General features: G+C 70.9%; 18 protein-coding genes. 9 read left to right on the top strand and 9 right to left on the bottom strand.

What is annotated here, in order from left to right; genetic code table 11:
- Nucleotides 1-463 precede the first annotated feature (463 nt).
- Entirely contained in the window at nucleotides 464-1,561 is a 1,098-nt protein-coding gene (locus ACZ5WE_RS26845) for a branched-chain amino acid aminotransferase (protein WP_467693050.1), read from the bottom strand.
- A gap of 245 nt (nucleotides 1,562-1,806) precedes the next feature.
- Complete coding sequence (locus ACZ5WE_RS26840; RefSeq protein WP_467693052.1) at nucleotides 1,807-2,847, bottom strand: 3-isopropylmalate dehydrogenase; 1,041 nt, start codon at nucleotides 2,845-2,847, stop codon at nucleotides 1,807-1,809.
- Nucleotides 2,848-2,998: 151 nt separating this feature from the next.
- On the opposite strand from ACZ5WE_RS26840, the gene ACZ5WE_RS26835 reads away from it, so the two are divergent.
- A complete protein-coding gene (locus ACZ5WE_RS26835; protein ID WP_467693054.1) occupies nucleotides 2,999-4,615 on the top strand; it encodes a purple acid phosphatase family protein in 1,617 nt (538 codons plus the stop codon).
- Between the two features lie 24 nt (nucleotides 4,616-4,639).
- Here ACZ5WE_RS26835 and ACZ5WE_RS26830 read toward each other — a convergent pair whose 3' ends face one another.
- Together ACZ5WE_RS26830 and ACZ5WE_RS26825 are read right to left on the bottom strand one after the other, a co-directional pair.
- On the bottom strand, nucleotides 4,640-4,768 hold the full coding sequence (locus ACZ5WE_RS26830; RefSeq protein ID WP_367045152.1) for a hypothetical protein: 129 nt from the start codon (nucleotides 4,766-4,768) through the stop codon (nucleotides 4,640-4,642).
- Between the two features lie 287 nt (nucleotides 4,769-5,055).
- Nucleotides 5,056-5,625 (bottom strand): GNAT family N-acetyltransferase, encoded by a 570-nt coding sequence (locus tag ACZ5WE_RS26825; protein WP_467693222.1) that lies wholly within the window; start codon nucleotides 5,623-5,625, stop codon nucleotides 5,056-5,058.
- 35 nt (nucleotides 5,626-5,660) lie between these two features.
- Between ACZ5WE_RS26825 and ACZ5WE_RS26820 the strand changes: the two genes are divergently transcribed.
- Genes ACZ5WE_RS26820 through ACZ5WE_RS26810 form a run of 3 tightly spaced genes read left to right on the top strand, consistent with a single transcriptional unit; the run spans nucleotide 5,661 to nucleotide 7,290 of the window.
- Nucleotides 5,661-6,257 (top strand): CDP-alcohol phosphatidyltransferase family protein, encoded by a 597-nt coding sequence (locus ACZ5WE_RS26820; RefSeq protein ID WP_467693055.1) that lies wholly within the window; start codon nucleotides 5,661-5,663, stop codon nucleotides 6,255-6,257.
- Nucleotides 6,254-6,430, top strand: coding sequence for a hypothetical protein (locus ACZ5WE_RS26815; protein WP_467693057.1), 177 nt, complete (start codon nucleotides 6,254-6,256; stop codon nucleotides 6,428-6,430). The genes ACZ5WE_RS26820 and ACZ5WE_RS26815 overlap by 4 nt, the downstream gene beginning before the upstream one ends.
- A complete protein-coding gene (locus ACZ5WE_RS26810) occupies nucleotides 6,427-7,290 on the top strand; it encodes a phosphatidate cytidylyltransferase (protein WP_467693059.1) in 864 nt (287 codons plus the stop codon). Before ACZ5WE_RS26815 ends, ACZ5WE_RS26810 begins: the two co-directional genes overlap by 4 nt.
- Before the next feature lie 77 nt (nucleotides 7,291-7,367).
- Here the strand turns inward: ACZ5WE_RS26810 and ACZ5WE_RS26805 are convergent, their stop codons facing one another.
- On the bottom strand, nucleotides 7,368-7,550 hold the full coding sequence (locus ACZ5WE_RS26805) for a hypothetical protein (protein WP_467693061.1): 183 nt from the start codon (nucleotides 7,548-7,550) through the stop codon (nucleotides 7,368-7,370).
- On the opposite strand from ACZ5WE_RS26805, the gene ACZ5WE_RS26800 reads away from it, so the two are divergent.
- Together ACZ5WE_RS26800 and ACZ5WE_RS26795 are read left to right on the top strand one after the other, a co-directional pair.
- Nucleotides 7,530-8,582, top strand: a complete 1,053-nt coding sequence (locus ACZ5WE_RS26800; protein ID WP_467693063.1) for a lysophospholipid acyltransferase family protein — start codon at nucleotides 7,530-7,532, stop codon at nucleotides 8,580-8,582. The genes ACZ5WE_RS26805 and ACZ5WE_RS26800 overlap by 21 nt on opposite strands.
- Before the next feature lie 19 nt (nucleotides 8,583-8,601).
- Nucleotides 8,602-9,309, top strand: a complete 708-nt coding sequence (locus ACZ5WE_RS26795; protein ID WP_467693065.1) for a nitroreductase family protein — start codon at nucleotides 8,602-8,604, stop codon at nucleotides 9,307-9,309.
- Here the strand turns inward: ACZ5WE_RS26795 and ACZ5WE_RS26790 are convergent.
- On the bottom strand, nucleotides 9,288-10,421 hold the full coding sequence (locus tag ACZ5WE_RS26790) for an alkene reductase (RefSeq protein WP_467693067.1): 1,134 nt from the start codon (nucleotides 10,419-10,421) through the stop codon (nucleotides 9,288-9,290). The two genes, ACZ5WE_RS26795 and ACZ5WE_RS26790, sit on opposite strands and share 22 nt — an antisense overlap.
- A 57-nt stretch (nucleotides 10,422-10,478) precedes the next feature.
- Between ACZ5WE_RS26790 and ACZ5WE_RS26785 the strand changes: the two genes are divergently transcribed.
- Together ACZ5WE_RS26785 and ACZ5WE_RS26780 are read left to right on the top strand one after the other, a co-directional pair.
- Entirely contained in the window at nucleotides 10,479-10,844 is a 366-nt protein-coding gene (locus ACZ5WE_RS26785; RefSeq protein WP_467693069.1) for a MerR family transcriptional regulator, read from the top strand.
- A 107-nt stretch (nucleotides 10,845-10,951) separates the two neighbouring features.
- A complete protein-coding gene (locus ACZ5WE_RS26780; RefSeq protein ID WP_467693071.1) occupies nucleotides 10,952-11,842 on the top strand; it encodes an alpha/beta fold hydrolase in 891 nt (296 codons plus the stop codon).
- 84 nt (nucleotides 11,843-11,926) lie between these two features.
- On the opposite strand, the gene pruA is transcribed toward ACZ5WE_RS26780, so the two are convergent.
- Together pruA and ACZ5WE_RS26770 are read right to left on the bottom strand one after the other, a co-directional pair.
- Nucleotides 11,927-13,558 carry an L-glutamate gamma-semialdehyde dehydrogenase gene (gene pruA / locus ACZ5WE_RS26775; protein ID WP_467693073.1) on the bottom strand — a complete coding sequence of 544 codons (1,632 nt, stop codon included), beginning with the start codon at nucleotides 13,556-13,558 and terminating at the stop codon, nucleotides 11,927-11,929.
- A gap of 40 nt (nucleotides 13,559-13,598) precedes the next feature.
- Nucleotides 13,599-14,525: a proline dehydrogenase family protein gene (locus ACZ5WE_RS26770; RefSeq protein WP_467693074.1), complete on the bottom strand. Its 927-nt coding sequence runs from the start codon at nucleotides 14,523-14,525 to the stop codon at nucleotides 13,599-13,601.
- Nucleotides 14,526-14,705: 180 nt separating this feature from the next.
- Between ACZ5WE_RS26770 and ACZ5WE_RS26765 the strand changes: the two genes are divergently transcribed.
- Entirely contained in the window at nucleotides 14,706-15,890 is a 1,185-nt protein-coding gene (locus ACZ5WE_RS26765; protein WP_467693075.1) for a PucR family transcriptional regulator, read from the top strand.
- An 8-nt stretch (nucleotides 15,891-15,898) separates the two neighbouring features.
- Here ACZ5WE_RS26765 and ACZ5WE_RS26760 read toward each other — a convergent pair whose 3' ends face one another.
- A complete protein-coding gene (locus tag ACZ5WE_RS26760) occupies nucleotides 15,899-16,483 on the bottom strand; it encodes a TetR/AcrR family transcriptional regulator (protein WP_467693077.1) in 585 nt (194 codons plus the stop codon).
- Nucleotides 16,484-16,551 lie beyond the last annotated feature (68 nt).

The following is a 16,551-nucleotide window of genomic DNA, read 5'->3' as shown; positions in this document are numbered from 1 at the left end:
GCGGGGGTCGATGATCCGTCTAGTGGACGTGGCGGGCGGGGGGCGATGATCCGTCTAGTGGACGTGGCGGGCGGGGGGCGGGCCGCATGCACCCGCAGTCGGCAGCGCTCGGGAGGGGGCGTGCCGGTATGTCTGCCCGGAGCACGGCTCCCGAAGGCTCCGGAGCCGAAGCAGCCACGCGGCCACCGGACGATAGCGAGGACGGACATACCGGCGCGGCCCCGCACCCACACACGGGCCGCCCCCGCAGCACGCATGCACCCGCAGCACGCATGCACCCGCAGTCGGCAGCGCTCGCGAGGGGGCGTGCCGGTATGTCTGCCCGGAGCACGGCTCCCGAAGGCTCCGGAGCCGAAGCAGCCACGCGGCCACCGGACGCTAGCGAGGACGGACATACCGGCGCGGCCCCGCACCCAAGACGGCGGACCCGCGCCGATCCCCGCTCCAGCCCCGCAGGGAACCCTCAGCCGAGGTCGTGCATCCAGCCGTGCCGGTCCTCCGCCGTCCCGCGCTGGACGTCAAGCAGCGCCTCGCGCAGCTTCATCGTGACCGGGCCCGGCTCGCCGCCGCTCTGCGTCCACTCGCCCGAACGGCACTTGACCGTGCCCACGGGAGTGATCACCGCCGCGGTGCCGCACGCGAAGACCTCCGTCAGCGTGCCCTCGGAGGTGTCCGCCTGCCACTGGTCGATCGAGACCCGGGTCTCCTCCGACTTGTAGCCGAGGTCCTGGGCGACCGTGAGCAGCGAGTCACGGGTGATTCCGGCGAGCAGCGAACCGGTCAGAGTCGGCGTGACGATCTTGTCCCCGTACACGAAGTACAGGTTCATGCCGCCGAGCTCCTCGACCCACTTGTGCTCCACGGCGTCCAGGTAGGCGACCTGGTCGCAGCCCATCTCCGCCGCCTCGGCCTGCGCGAGCAGGGACGCCGCGTAGTTGCCGCCGGTCTTGGCATCGCCGACACCGCCGGGGACGGCGCGCACGCGGTCCTCCGACAGCCAGATCGAGACGGGCTTGACGCCGCCGGGGAAGTACGCGCCCGCGGGCGAGGCGATGACGATGAAGAGGTACTCGTTGGCGGGCTTCACGCCCAGACCGACCTCGCTCGCGATCATGAAGGGCCGCAGGTAGAGCGACTCCTCACCACCGTGCGCCGGCACCCACGCCTTGTCCTGCTTGACCAGCGCGTCGCACGCCTCGATGAACGTCTCGACCGGCAGCTCCGGCATCGCGAGGCGCCGCGCCGACCGCTGGAAGCGCTCCGCGTTGGCGTCGGGGCGGAAGGAGGCCACCGAGCCGTCGGGCTGACGGTAGGCCTTCAGGCCCTCGAAGATCTCCTGCGCGTAGTGCAGGACGTTGGTCGCCGGGTCGAGGGAGAGCGGGCCGTACGGCACGAGCTGGCCGTCGTGCCAGCCGCGCCCTTCCGTCCACTTGATCGTCACCATGTGATCGGTGAAGTGGCGACCGAACCCGGGGTTGGCCAAAATCGCCTCGCGCTCCGCCTTGGACAGCGGGCTCGAGGTGGGCTTGAGCTCGATCGTGGGTGTCGGCGTCGTCGTCATGAGTACTAGTCCTTCACGGTGTGATGGTGACGGACCGCGCTCACGCCTGTACTTCTCGTACTAGGACGTCCGAGTAACCCTGCATTCCGCGGCCCCACGTTCGATTATCGCTCGCGTGGCGCCGAGGAAGAAACAGCGTGAATGCGGCCCAGGGGTCGATGGTGGCACCCGGAGCCGCATACGAGAAGCCGCCGGGTCGTGTACCGGACCCGGCGGCTTCTGTGTCGTAAGGACGAGCTACCGGGTCAGCCCGCTACTCGTACGGCGAGCGCGTCGCCGATCTGCTCGGTCGTGCGGACCGTTTCGCCGCGCTCCACGAGGTCGGCCGATACGGCCGTCTCGATGCGCCCCGCCTCGTCCTCGTAACCGAGGTGGCGCAGGAGCAGGGCGACGGACAGGACGGTGGCCGACGGGTCGGCCTTGCCCTGGCCCGCGATGTCCGGCGCCGAGCCGTGCACGGGCTCGAACATCGAGGGGAACTCGCGGCTCGGGTTGATGTTGCCCGACGCCGCGACGCCGATGCCGCCGGAGACGGCAGCGGCGAGGTCGGTGATGATGTCGCCGAAGAGGTTGTCGGTGACGATCACGTCGAAGCGGGCCGGGTCGGTGACGAGGTAGATCGTCGCGGCGTCGACGTGGATGTAGTCGGTGGTGACGTCCGGGAACTCCTTGGCCACCTGGTTGAACACGTTCGTCCAGAGGTGACCCGCGTACGCGAGGACGTTGTTCTTGTGGACCAGCGTCAGCTTCTTGCGCGGGCGGGCCTGGGCGCGGGCGAACGCGTCACGGACCACGCGCTCCACACCGAACGCGGTGTTGACGGAGACCTCGGTGGCCACCTCGTGCGGGGTGCCGGTGCGGATCGAGCCTCCGTTGCCCGTGTACGGGCCCTCGGTTCCCTCGCGTACGACGATGAAGTCGATCTCGGGCTGGCCCTTGAGGGGGGTCGCCACACCCGGGAGCAGCTTGGAGGGCCGCAGGTTGACGTGGTGGTCGAAGAGGAAGCGGAGCTTCAGCAGGAAGCCGCGCTCCAGGACGCCGGACGGGACCGAGGGGTCGCCGATCGCGCCGAGGAGGATCGCGTCGTACTGCTTGAGGGCATCGGTGTCGGCGTCGGTTAGGGTCTCACCGGTCGCGTGGTACCGCTTGGCGCCGAAGTCGAACTCCTTGGTCTCCAGCTTCACATCCTGCGGGAGGACGGCATTGAGGACCTTGAGCCCCTGGGCCACGACTTCCTGGCCGATTCCATCACCGGGGATCACTGCGAGATTGATGCTGCGAGACATGCATGCACCCTACGCCCCGTCCCAGGGGATGACACAAGCAGTCCGGCATGCGGACACTCCTGGTCGCGCCATGGGGGCGCCACCACATGGCCACTCTCTCTTTACCCTCAGGTCTGGCGGGAGTTGCGCGTCACCGGGAAGTTCTATGGACATGGACACCCCCAACGTCGGCATACCGGAGCAGCTCGCGGCCGGGATGAGCATGCCCGAGCAGCACGAGTACCTGCGCAGGAAGTTCTCCCGCCGCAAGGTCCTCGCCAGTTCGTTCGCCACGGCCGGCACGGTCGGCGGCATAGGCCTGCTCGCCGGCAGCTCGGGCAGCGCCCACGGCGAGGGCACGTCGGCGTCGAGCCCGCTCACCGCGACGTCCGCGCCGTCCGCGACGTCCGCAACGTCCGCGCCCGTCAGGGTCGACGGAAAGCTGGTGGCCCCCTTCGCCCGGCATCTCGCCTTCGGCGCCGACCCGAAGACGCAGATGCGGGTCTCCTGGCAGGTGCCGTTCGCCGTCAAGTCCCCCTATCTGCGGGTGGGTTCGAAGCCCTGGGAGCTGAGCCGCAAAATCGAGGCGGAGGTGCGCGACCTGCACACCCCGTCCCTGTCGAAGAAGCTGCCCGCAGTCGAGCAGTACTACCTGCACGCGGCGCTCGACGGCCTGCAGCCCGGCACGACGTACTACTACGGCGTCGGCCACGACGGCTTCGACCCGGCCTCACCCGAGCGGATGGGGACCATCGGCTCCTTCCGCACGGCGCCCGCGACACCGGAGAAGTTCGTCTTCACGGCCTTCGGCGACCAGGGCGTGAGCTACGACGCGCTCGCCAACGACCAGCTGATCCTGGGCCAGAACCCGTCCTTCCATCTGCACGCGGGCGACATCTGCTACGCGGACAGCACCGGGCACGGCAAGGAGTCCGACACATACGACGCGCGCGTGTGGGACACCTTCCTCGCGCAGACGGAGTCCGTGGCGAAGTCGGTCCCGTGGATGGTGACGACCGGCAACCACGACATGGAGGCGTGGTACTCGCCGAACGGCTACGGCGGCCAGTCCGCGCGCTGGTCGCTCCCCGAGAACGGCTTCGACCCGAAGAGCGCGCCGGGCGTCTACTCCTTCACGTACGGCAATGTCGGCGTCGTCGCCCTCGACGCGAACGACGTCTCGTACGAGATCCCCGCCAACAAGGGCTACACGGACGGCAAGCAGACCGCCTGGCTGGACAGGCGCCTCGGCGCACTGCGGGCGGACGAGGCCATCGACTTCATCGTGGTCTTCTTCCACCACTGCATGTACTCGACGGCGACGCACGCCTCGGACGGCGGGGTGCGCGACGCGTGGCTGGACCTCTTCACCAAGCACCAGGTGGACCTGGTCGTCAACGGCCACAACCACGTCTACGAGCGCACGGACGCGATCAAGGGCGGTGAGGTCGGCAAGCCCGTGCCGGTCGGCGCGTCGACCGATCCGACGCGCGACGGCATCGTGTACGTCACCGCGGGCGGCGCGGGCAAGGACCTCTACGACTTCCCGACCGGCGTGAAGGACAGCTACGAGGGGAACGTCAACGACCGCGATTCGATCCTGTCGTTCCACTGGACGAAGTCACGCGTCGCCAACCCGGACACAGTGGATTGGTCACGGGTGCGGTACACCGGCTTCTCGTTCCTCGCGGTGGAGGTGACGGCCGGCGCGCACCCGAAGCTGACGGTCTCCGCGCTCGCCGAGAGCGGAGAGCGCGTGGACCACTTCGAGGTGGTGCGCGGCAAGTAGGGACTCAGGGGCGGGGCGGGTTTCTCAGTGACCCGTCTCGCCACCGTTGTCCCTGCGGTCGAGGGCGCGCTGCAAGGCCGCCGCGGCGTTCTTGCGCTCGGAATCGGTTGTACGGGAGGCGTGTCGGACTCGGCGTGCGGTCGTCTCGGCCATGGGAGATCCACTCCTTGAGGGAAGGGGGTATTTCGAGACGCCGGAGAGGCGGGGAGCGGCGGAGCCGCAGGGGTTGCCTGCGTGGGGCTCCGGCTCACGACCGCCATTCGCTTGATCGAGCGAGACGTTCGGCTCCTACAAAGCTAAGCGAGGACGGAGCGTCTGTCTCCACAATTACTCGGACTTCCTACTATCTGAGACGGGCTTCACTCCACGCCCCTCATCTGGCCGCTCTGAGCTCGCGGATCAGGGCGCGGACGGTGATGGTGGTGGCCCCGGGACGAAGGCTAGAAAATGTCCCCGTCGCGCCAGTCGACGAGCAGTTCGTGCACCGGATCGAGGTCGGCGCCCCAGAGCAGCGGGGGCTCCTCATCCGGCATGTGGACCACGCCCTCGGGGCCGAGGGCGCCGACCGCACCCTTCCACTCCTGCCAGCCGCGCGCGAGGTAGAGCCGCTGCCCCTCGTCCGACGCCGAGAGCGCGCCCAGGGCGTACGCCCGGTCGATCACCCGCTCCAGGGCGCCCATCACCCGGCCGCCGAGGCCCGCCCGCTGCCGGTCCGGGCGGACGGCGACCGCTTCGACGTAACCGATGCGCAGTGAACGGCCGTTGTGCAGGATCCGGCGCTGGACCACGGAGCCGTGCGCGAGGAGTAGGCCGGAGTCGTCGTGCACGAGGGCGTGCACGCCGCCGAGGCCGTGGTCCCAGTCCGTGTCGCTGAAGTCACCGTCGAACGCCTCGTCCATCAGGGCGCGGCCGGCGCGGAGTTCGGTGGGGTCGAGATCGCAGGTGTGGGCCGTACGCAACGTGGTCACCCCACCACCGTACTCAGGCCGAACTTGAGTACGCACGCCGATTTGCCCGCGGCCCCGGCGGCGGCAGAGTCAGTGCCATGAACGGCCTCTACGCTCTCAAGCCCTGGTACGCGGACCGGTTGTCCGGCGTACGCGGCGCGCTCGTCCGCCGCGAGGTGTCGCCCGACACCCTCACCGTGGCGGGGGTGCTCTGCGCGGCGGGCGCGGCGGCGGCACTCGCTTGGCTGCCGGTGCCGCTCGCCGCGCTCCCGGTGGCCGTGCTGCTCGCCGCCCGGCTCGCGTGCGCGAACCTCGACGGGGCGCTGGCCCGCGACACGGGCCGCACCACGCGCCGCGGGGCGCTCCTGAACGAACTGGGTGACCGGGCGGCCGACCTCGCCATGCTGGCGGGCTTCCTGACCCTGGCCCCGCTGTGGCTGGTGGCTACGGCGGGCCTCGCGGCGACGCTGCCTTCCTGGGTATCGCTCGCGGGCACGGCGGCGGGCGCACCCCGCCTGAACGGGGGCCCGGTGGGCAAGACGGAGCGCTGCGCCCTCGCGATCCTGGCGGCGGCCTCCGGCTGGGCCGTCTTGGTGCTCGTGGCGATCGCCGCGGGCTCGGTGCTCACGGCGGGGCTGCGACTGGCGCGGCTGTGGCGGGAGTTGGGCCCGACTCGGCCGGAGGGGCAGCGATGAGCGCCGCCTTCGTCGCCGGGGAAGGCGCCGGGGAAGTCGCCGGGCGGGCCGTGCCCATGGTCGTCTCGGTGCTCGGCGCGGGCTCGGCCGCGACCGCGACCGCGGTACCGCACCTCGCAGGCCTGCGCCCGGAGCCGCACATGGCTTCAACTCCCCTCTGGAGCAAGCGATGAGCGCCGCCTTCGTCGCCGGGGAAGTCGCCGGGCGCGCTGTGCCCGTCGTCGCCGGAGTGCTCGGTGTCGGTGGAGTGGCCGTGGCCGTCCTGCCCTCGCGGGTGCGGGTGCGGGGCGAGCTGCGCAAGCGGTGGCGGACCTGGGCGCTGGCCGCGCCGCTCTTCCTTGGGGCGTTCTTCCTCGGGCAGGCGGGGGCGTTCGCGCTCGCGGCAGGGCTGGGAGTGGTCGCCGTGGGCGAGTACGCGCGGATGGCGGGTCTGCCGCGGGGCGAGCGCGCGGTGCTCGGGGGCTCCGCCGTGGCGGTGCCGGGCATCGCCTGGGCCGCGCCCGGCGCCCTGGATCTGCGGACAGCGGGTGTGCTGCTCGTCGTCGCCGCCGGTGTGGCCCTCTTCTCCGGAGATGCCGCGCGGGGCTTCACGCGGGCGAGCCGGGCCGTGTTCGGGCTGCTCTGGATTCCCGTCCCGCTCAGCGGGCTGGTCCTGCTCGGCGACACTGCCGTGGCGGTGGGCGTCGCGGTGGCGTTCGGGGACGTGGGCGCGTGGTGCGGGGGTACGGCGCTCGGCCGCAGGGGGCTGCTGTCCCGGCCGCTCTCGCCCCTCTCCCCCAACAAGACCTGGGCGGGTGTGGTGGGCGCCGCCGCGGCGACCGCGGCGGCGCTGGCCGCGGTCGGCGCGTTCTCCCTCGTGCTGTGGGCCGCGGTACTCGTCGGCTGCGTACTCGGGGATCTTCTGGAGTCGATGGTCAAGCGCGAGGCGGGTGTGAAGGACGCGGGGAGCTGGCTGCCGGGGTTCGGCGGGCTGCTGGACCGGATCGACTCGCTGCTGGTTGCTCTGCTTCTGACGATGGTGGTGACGCTGTGAGGGTTCGTACGAGGACTCGCTCCACGGGGACTCGCTCCACGGGGACTCGGTCTACGAGGACTCGGTCTACGAGGACATCAGCCCGTCCGGCGTTTGAGGACGAACTCGGCGGAGCCGGTGACCGACGGCGCCCGAAGCGAGGGGCGGCCCGCCTGCGCCGTGCCCTCTGGTGGACCCTCCTCACCCTCACCGGCGGGGTCGAGCGGCGCGGTCAACTCCCGCCCGGTGGCTGCGTGGTCGTGGCGAACCACTCGTCCCACGCGGACACCGCCGCGCTCCTCGCGGCACTGGACGCCCGCCACGCTCCCGCGATAGGGGCCGCCGCCGACTACTGGTTCGCCTCCCCCTGGCGGAAGCGGATCTGCAGCCGCCTGGCCGCGGGGTTCCCCGTGCGCCGTACCGGAGGCGGCATGGACGACCTGCTGGCCAGGGCGGACGCCCTGCGCGCGGGCGCGGCCGTCGTCCTCTTCCCGGAGGGCACCCGTGCGCGCGAGGGCGAACTGGGCGCCTTCCACAAGGGCGCCCTGATCCTCGCCCGGCAGGCGGACGTACCCGTCGTCCCGGTCGCCATCGCGGGCACGGACCGCCTCCTGCCCAAGCACGGCAGGCTACGCCCCGCCCTGGTGCGGGTCGCCATCGGTGAGCCGCTACCCGCTTCGGCCACCCCCGGGGAGGCCCGCGACGCGGTGGCCGTGCTGCATCGCCGTACGACGGAAGAGCCCCTCGCCGACTCCTCGGCGCGCAAGCGGATCGCGGCGGTAGCGGCCTCCCGCTGGGGCCTCGCCGCAGGCTTCCTGTGGGCCTTCGCCGAGGCACTGAGCTGGCCCCTGATGCCGGAGCTGTTCCTGGCGATCGCCTGCGTGGCACTGCCGCGCCGGGCCCTGAAGCTGTCCCTCACGGCGCTCGCCGGCAGCCTGGCCGGCGGACTGCTCGCCCTCCAACTGGCCATATCCGGAGCCCAGTTGCCGCACCCGCTGACCACGGACCGGATGCGCGCGGAGGTCCGCGCCGAACTCGCCGCCGAGGGCGCGGCGGCCGTCCGCCATCAGCCCTGGAACGGCATCCCCTTCAAGGTGTACGCCCGCGAGGCGGGCCGTGCCGACATCGCTCCGCAGGACTGGCTGGCCCACTCCGCGCTCTCGCGCGGCTCCCGCACCCTCACGGTGGGCCTCACCTTCGGGGCCTTCGGATTCCTCGTACACCGGCTGCGCAGGTTCTACGGGCTGTATCTGGCCCTCTTGGGCGCCGGATTCACGATCGGGCTCTCGTTGATCGTGACGGGGTGGAGCTGACCGGGGCACACTCGTGAGCATGGCTGACGAGACCACAGAACGCCCCTGGACCCCCATCCACGGCGAGCCCTACCGCTCCGTGCCGTACCGCCCCGAGCGCATGCCCGAGTCCCAATCCCTCGCGCAGGCCGCGGAGTTGCGCACGCGGATGCGGGAGCGGCGCACGGTGCGGCAGTTCGCGCCGGACCCGGTGCCCCCGCAGGTCGTGCGGGACGCCATAGCGTGCGCGGCGACGGCGCCGTCCGGCGCGCACCAGCAGCCGTGGACGTTCGTCCTGGTCCAGGACCCGGAGATACGCCGCCGCATCCGCGAGGCCGCCGAGCACGAGGAGCAGATCTCGTACGACGGGCGCCTTGGCGAGGAGTGGCTCGCGGCCCTGCGTCCGCTCGGCACGGACGAGGTGAAGCCGCATCTGACGGACGCGCCCGCGCTGGTCGTCGTCTTCCAGCAGCGGTACTGGCTGGGCGATGACGGCACCAGGCACAAGCACTACTACGTGGACGAGTCGGTCGGCATCGCGGTGGGGATGCTGCTCTCCGCGCTGCACCTGTCGGGCCTGGCCGCGCTGATCCACACGCCGAGCCCGATGCGGTTCCTGTCGCAGGTGCTCGGCCGCCCGGAGAACGAGAAGGCGTTCGCGGTGATCCCCGTCGGCTATCCGGCGCCGGACTGCCGCGTCCCGGACCTCGTACGGAAGTCGCTGGATCAGGTACTGGTGGAGGTCTGAGCGGCGGCCACCAGTTCACGCTCCATGGACTCCATGGCGGGGTAGTCGGTGTACCCCTCGGCGCCATGGGTGTAGAGGTGCGCCTTGTCGATCTCCTGGAGCGGCGCGGCGGCCGCGAACCGCTCCGGCAGGTCGGGGTTGGAGATGAACGCCCGCCCGTACGAGACGAGGTCCGCAAGGCCTTCGGCGAGCACCGCTTCGCCCGCCTCGCGCGTCGTCGGATCGCCGTTCTCGCCGACGTTGCCGATGAGGGTGCCGTGCCAGTGGGGGCGCAGGTCGGTGAGGGCCGGGTAGCTGTCGTTGTCGGTGAGGTGGAGGTAGGCGAGGCCCAGACCGTCGATCTCGTCGAGCAGCGCGCGGTAGACGGGGCCGGGGTTCGCCTCCGCCATGCCGAACTGCGGGTTGCCCGGCGAGAGGCGCAGGCCGAGCCGTTCGGCGCCGATGGCGTCGGCGGCGGCGCGTACGACCTCGACGGCGAAGCGGATGTTGTCGGCGATCGATCCGCGGCCGTACGCGTCGGTGCGGAGGTTGGAGTTGTCCGCGAGGAACTGGTGGATCAAGTAGCTGTTGGCGCCGTGCAGTTCGACGCCGTCGAAACCCGCGGCGATGGCGTTGCGGGCGGCGTCCGCGAAGTCCTCGACCGCCGTGCGGATGTCGTCGGGGCTCATCTCGCGCGGGGTGACCGGGTCTGCCTTGGCTCCGTCGCGCACGTGGACGCGGCTCGGGTCGACGAGTACGGCGGAGGGCGCCGCGGGCACGTCCTCGTCGATCCGGGACAGCGGGTGTCCGTGCCGGCCGCCGTGCATCAACTGGGCGTAGATCCGCCCGCCGGCGGCGTGCACGGCTTCGGTGACCCGCCGCCACCCTTCGATGTGCGCGGCGGTCTGCAGGCCCGGGAATCTCCATCCGCTCTGGCCCCGGCTGCTGGGCCAGATGCCCTCGGTGACGATGAGGCCCGCGCTCGCGCGCTGGGCGTAGTGGTCGGCGACCACGGGCAGCGGGGTGCCGTCCTCGGTGGCGCGGTGGCGGCTCATGGGGGCCATCACGATGCGGTTGGGGAGGTGACCGAGGGGGCCCGCGGAATACGGTGCGAGAAGCGAAGTGTTCGTCATGCCGGAACGGTAGAAGCTGACACCGGTGTCAGATTCAAGTGCGGAGGTACTTGGGACATGAAGATCGGCGAGCTGGCGAAGCGTACCGCCGTGAGCGAGCGCTCCCTGCGCTACTACGAGAAGCAGGGCCTGCTGCACGCGGACCGCACACCGGGCGGCCACCGCGACTACCCGGAGGCGGCGGTCGACCGGGTCGTCCACATCCAGGAGCTGTTCGCGGCGGGCCTGTGCAGCGCGAAGATCGTGCAGCTGCTTCCGTGCCTGCGGGACCAGGACGGCGGCCCGTCGGAGACGGCGACACCGTGGCTGGTGGACCAGCTCTCGGTGGAGCGCGCCAGGATCGACGGCATGGTGGAGGAACTGCTGCGGGCACGGGAGGTACTGGACGAGGTGATCTCGGCGGCGTCCGGCACGAGCAGCTGAGCCCCCTCTCCACCCCCTAACCCTTCAATGCGCATTGACCAGTTATACATGCGCATGCTCTACTCATCTCGTCGCGCAACCACCAAAACGCACTTGAGGGGTTACGGATGAGCAACTCTCAGCAGGCCCGCACCTACCGCACCCACCACCGCTCCACCTCGGTCCGCGGCCACGAGATCTTCTACCGCGACGCGGGCCCCGTGGACGCCCCCGTCCTCCTCCTGCTGCACGGCTTCCCCACCAGCTCCCACATGTTCCGTGACCTCATCCCGCGCCTCGCCCACCGTTACCGCGTCATCGCCCCGGACCACATCGGCTTCGGCCGCTCCGCGGCTCCGTCCTCGGAGGACTTCCCGTACTCCTTCGCCGAACTCGCCGACATCACCGCCGAGTTCACCGAGCAGCTTGGCCTGACCCGCTTCGCGCTCTACATCCAGGACTACGGCGCCCCCATCGGCCTGCGCCTCGCGCTCGCGCACCCCGAGCGCGTCACCGCGATCGTCACGCAGAACGGCAACGCGTACGAGGAGGGCCTCGGCACCGAGGCGTGGGCGCCCGTGTTCGCCTACATCGACGACCCGAGCGAGAAGACCGCCGCGCCCGTACGGGAGATCCGCTCCCTGGAAGGCAACAAGTGGCAGTACACGCACGGGGTTACGGACCAGAGCCTGCTGAACCCGGACGCCTGGCACCACGACGCCGCGCTGATGGCCCGCGAGGGCCAGGACGGGATTCAGCTCTCCCTGATCGGCGACTACGGCAGCAACGTCAAGTTGTACGCCGAGTTCCAGGAGTACTTCCGCTCTTCACAGGTCCCGCTCCTCGCGGCCTGGGGCGCGCACGACCAGATCTTCGTGCCGGAAGGCGCGCTCGCCTTCCTGCGCGATCTGCCGGAGGCCGAAGTGCACCTGCTGCCCACCGGCCACTTCGCCCTGGAGACCCACGCGGCCCAGATCGGCGCCCTGATCGACGACTTCCTGACCCGGCGCCTGCCCTGAACCGGGAAACGACACCGCCTCCGACCGGGGTGGGGCCCAGGTCGGAGGCGGGGTTCGGAGGGGGCGTCGAGGCCCCGGGGGGCGTCAGCCCATGTGCGGGTACGGGTAGTCCGTCGGCGGGACCAGCGTCTCCTTGATGGCGCGGGTCAGCGTCCAGCGCTGCAGGTTCTGCGGGGCGCCCGCCTTGTCACAGGTGCCGGAGGAACGACCGCCGCCGAAGGGCTGCTGGCCGACGACGGCGCCGGTGGACTTGTCGTTGATGTAGAAGTTGCCCGCCGCGTAGCGGAGCTTCTCCATCGTGTCCGCCGCGGCGGCACGGTCGTTCGCGATGACCGAGCCGGTGAGGGCGTAGTCCGAGGCCGACTCCATCTGGGTCAGCATCTCCTCGTACTTGTCGTCCTCGTAGACGTGGATCGCGAGGAACGGGCCGAAGTACTCGGTCGTGAAGACCTCGTTGGCCGGGTCCGAGCACTCGACGACGGTCGGACGGACGAAGTAGCCGACCGAGTCGTCGTACGTGCCGCCCGCGACGACCGTGCAGGTGTCGTCCGCCTTGGCGCGGTCGATGGCCGCCTTGTTCTTGGCGAACGCGCGCTCGTCGATGACCGCTCCGATGAAGTTGGAGAGGTCCGTGACGTCGCCCATCTTGATGCCGTCGACCTCGGCCGCGAACTCCTCACGGAAGCCGTCGTTCCAGATCGAGGCGGGGACGTACGCACGCGAGGAGGCGCTGCACTTCTGGCCCTGGAACTCGAAGGAGCCACGGGTCAGGGCCGTCTTGAGGATCGCGCGGTCGGCGCTGGGGTGCGCGACGACGAAGTCCTTGCCGCCGGTCTCGCCGACCAGGCGCGGGTACGTGCGGTAGTTGGCGATGTTCTCGCCGACCGTCTTCCACAGGTGCTGGAAGGTCGGGGTCGAGCCGGTGAAGTGGATGCCCGCCAGGTCGCGGTGGGGCAGGGCCACCTCGGACACGGCCTTGCCGTCGCCCGTGACGAGGTTGATGACGCCCTTGGGCAGACCGGCCTCTTCCAGGAGCTGCATGAGCAGCACGGCGGCGTGCGTCTGCGTCGGGGACGGCTTCCACACGACCACGTTGCCCATGAGGGCCGGGGCGGTGGGGAGGTTGCCCGCGATGGCGGTGAAGTTGAACGGCGTGATCGCGTAGACGAAGCCCTCGAGCGGGCGGTGGTCCAGACGGTTCCAGACGCCGGTCGCGTTCGCCGGGGGCTGCTCCGCGAGCAGGTCACGGGCGTACTTGACGTTGAAGCGCCAGAAGTCGATGAGCTCGCAGGGGGTGTCGATCTCGGCCTGCTGGGCGGTCTTCGACTGGCCGAGCATCGTGGAGGCGGCCATGGTCTCGCGCCACGTCGTGGAGAGCAGCTCGGCGGCGCGCAGGATGATCGCGGCGCGGTCGTCGAACGCCATCGCGCGCCACGCCGGTGCGGCGGCGAGGGCCGCGTCGATCGCGTCCTGGGCGTCCTGCTGCGTGGCGCCGCGGCCGTTGCCGATGACGGACTTGTGGTTGTGCGGCTGCACGACCTGGAAGGGCTCACCGCCACCGAGGCGCTTGACGCCGCCGATGGTCATCGGCAGCTCGATGGGGTTCTCGGAGAGCTCCTTGAGCTTGGTCTCGAGGCGGGCACGCTCCGGGGAACCGGGGGCGTAGCCGTGCACCGGCTCGTTGACCGGCGCGGGGACCTGGGTGACGGCGTCCATGAGTTCCGTTCTCCTTAAGGGGGGTCGGGGGAAAGGGAGCTCAGCCCTTGGTGAGGATGGAGCGGGCGAAGAAGAGCAGGTTGGCCGGCTTCTCCGCGAGGCGGCGCATGAAGTATCCGTACCAGTCGGTGCCGTAGGCGGTGTAGACGCGCATCCGGTGGCCCTCGGCCGCGAGCCGCAGGTGCTCGTCGCTGCGGATGCCGTACAGCATCTGGAACTCGTACTCGTCCAGTTTGCGCCCCGCACGCCGCGCGAGCTCCTGTGCGATGGAGATCAGGCGCGGGTCGTGGGACCCGATCATCGGGTACCCGTCGCCCTCCATCAGGATGCGCATGATCCGGACGTACGCCTTGTCGATCTCCGCCTTGTCCTGGTACGCGACCTCGGCGGGCTCCTTGTAGGCACCCTTAACGATGCGTACGCGGCTGCCCGCGGCGGCCAGGCGGCGGGCGTCGTCCTCAGTGCGGAAGAGGTAGGACTGGATGACGCAGCCCGTCTGCGGGAAGTCCTTCCGCAGCTCCTCGTGGATGGCGAACATCGAGTCGAGGGTGGTGTGGTCCTCGGCGTCCAGGGTCACCGTGGTGCCGATCGCGGCGGCGGCGATGACGACCGGGCGGACGTTGGCGAGGGCGAGCTCGTGGCCGCCCTCCAGTGCCTGGCCGAACATGGACAGCTTCACGGACATCTCGGCCTTGGCCCCGAGGCCGAGGTCCTTGAGGCGCTCGACGAGCTCCAGGTAGGCGTCGCGCGCGCCGGCGGCCTGCTCGGGCGTGGTGATGTCCTCGCCGACGACGTCGAGGGTGACCTCGAGACCCTTGTCGGCGGCGTCCGTGATGATCGGCACGACCTGGTCCACGGTCTCACCGGCGATGAAGCGGCCGACGACCTGCTTGGTGCCCGGGGCCGCCGACACGAAACGGCGCATCTGGTCGCTGCGCGACGCGGCGAGGATCACGGGACCCAGCACGGGCACCTCCACGGAGAGTAGAAACAGGGCCGTACCTGGATATGCGTAACGAAGCGGTACGGCACGGAGAACCACTGTGAAACCTAAGGATCTCTCCGATCCGGTGCCATCGACAGCTGTCACGCATCCGTGCCCTGGATCTCAGACATCTGTCTGAAGGCGGGGGCGAACTACGTCAGAATGGACAGCGTGAAAGGCGATTACCAGGAACTGGTCGACGAGATCTCAGCCCTGCTCGGCGCCCCCGCGACGCTGGAGAACCGCGATTTCGAGCTGATCGCCTTCGGCGCGCACGACAGCGGCGGCGACAGCGACTTCGACGCGGCGGCCCTGGACCCCGTGCGCACCCGCTCGATCCTCACGCGCCGCTCCACGGCCGGGGTCCGCACCTGGTTCGAGAGCTTCGGCATCACGCGCGCGACGGCCCCGGTCCGCATTCCGCCCACCCCGGAGGCGGGCGTGCACCGCGGGCGGATCTGCCTGCCCGTACGGCATCGGGGGTTCTCCCTGGGTTACGTATGGCTGCTCGACGACGATCCCGGGCCGACGGACGCCCAGCTGGCCGCCGCCATGGAGGTCGCCACCCGCATCGGCGCCCTGCTCGCCGACGAGGTGCAGGCGGGCGCCGACCTGACCCGGGAGTTCCGGGCGGTCCTGACCGCCGAGCGCGGCTGGCAGCGGGACATGGCCGTGGCCGACCTCCGCACGGCGCTCGGCCCGCGGGGCGAGGGCCTGCACGCGGTCGTCTGCGTCGCCCCCTGGCCGTCCGCCGACCCGGACGACGCCCCTTCGGTCCGTACGGTGCAGGGGGCGACGGCGCTGTGCACGGTGCCCTGGGGCGCGGCGGGCCACAGCCTCGCGGTCCTGGTCCGGCTGCGCTCGGCGGACGTGCCCACCCCGGCGGTGTCGGCGGCCACGCGGCTCCTGGACGCCACGAAGAGCGCCTCGAAGGGCACGGCGGCGGCCGGCATCGCGAGCGCACGCCACGGCCTGGACGAGCTCGGCGCCGCCTGGTGGGAGGCGTCGACGGCGGCCCGCGCGGCCCGCGCCGAACCACGCTTCGCCCCCGTGGCCCAGTGGGCGGACGTGGGCCCCTACCGCCTGCTCACCTCGCTGCCCGCCGAGGCCGCCGAGGACCCGGTGGCCCGCGCGCTCCTCTCCCCCGCACACCGCGAACTCGCCCGCACCGCGGAGGTGTTCCTCGACTGCGCGGGCCAAGCGGGCCGCACGGCAGCGGAGTTGGGCATCCACCGCCAGACGCTCTACTACCGCCTCTCGCGCGTGGAGCAGCTCACGGGCCTCGACCTGGACGACGGCGAGGACCGGCTGCTGCTGCACATGGTCCTGAAGGCATCACGGCTGTAGCCGCCGCGTCAGCCCTCCGACGCTCGCCCCATGACACGCCTCATACCCTCGGTGAGCTGCTCGGCGGTGGTCGCCGACTCCGGGTCGAAGAGCCACTGCACCATCAGGCCGTTGAGCAGCGTCGTGTAGAAGCGGCCTTCTGTCTCGACCACATCGTCCGGGATGGCGCTCTCCTCGATCCCGGTGAACACCGCGGCGAGCCCGCTGCGCCCGTCCCGCTGCGTCCTGACCAGCAGGTCACGGACCCCGGCGAGACGCTCCCCCTGCGTGATGACCTCGAAGGTCAGCATCCAGATGGCCCGGGAATCGGGGAAGGTGCGCAGGACGTTCGCCCACACCTCCTCGAACCGCTCGATCGAGCCGCCCTCCGTGCCGTCCCCGCCGGCGGTCGTGTCGCCGAAGTCGCCCCCCGCCCGCTCGATCAGGGCGACGAACGCCTCCACGAGGAGCGCGTCCTTGGAGCCGTAGTGGTACCCGATGGACGCCAGGTTCGTCCCCGACTCCTTCACGATGTCGCGGGCCGTCGTCCGCACGAAACCCTTCTCCAGCAGGCAGTGCTTGGCGCCTTCGAGCAGATCCTCACGGTGTCCCATGCGGGGCAGGCTACTTCGGCCTACGACAAACGCCGGACGGGCTGGAGAGTATCCAGCCCGTCCGGGGA

Source organism: Streptomyces sp. NPDC033180 (assembly GCF_055577645.1).
Note: the sequence above shows the minus strand (reverse complement) of the source record. Positions and strands in the feature narration are given on the sequence as shown.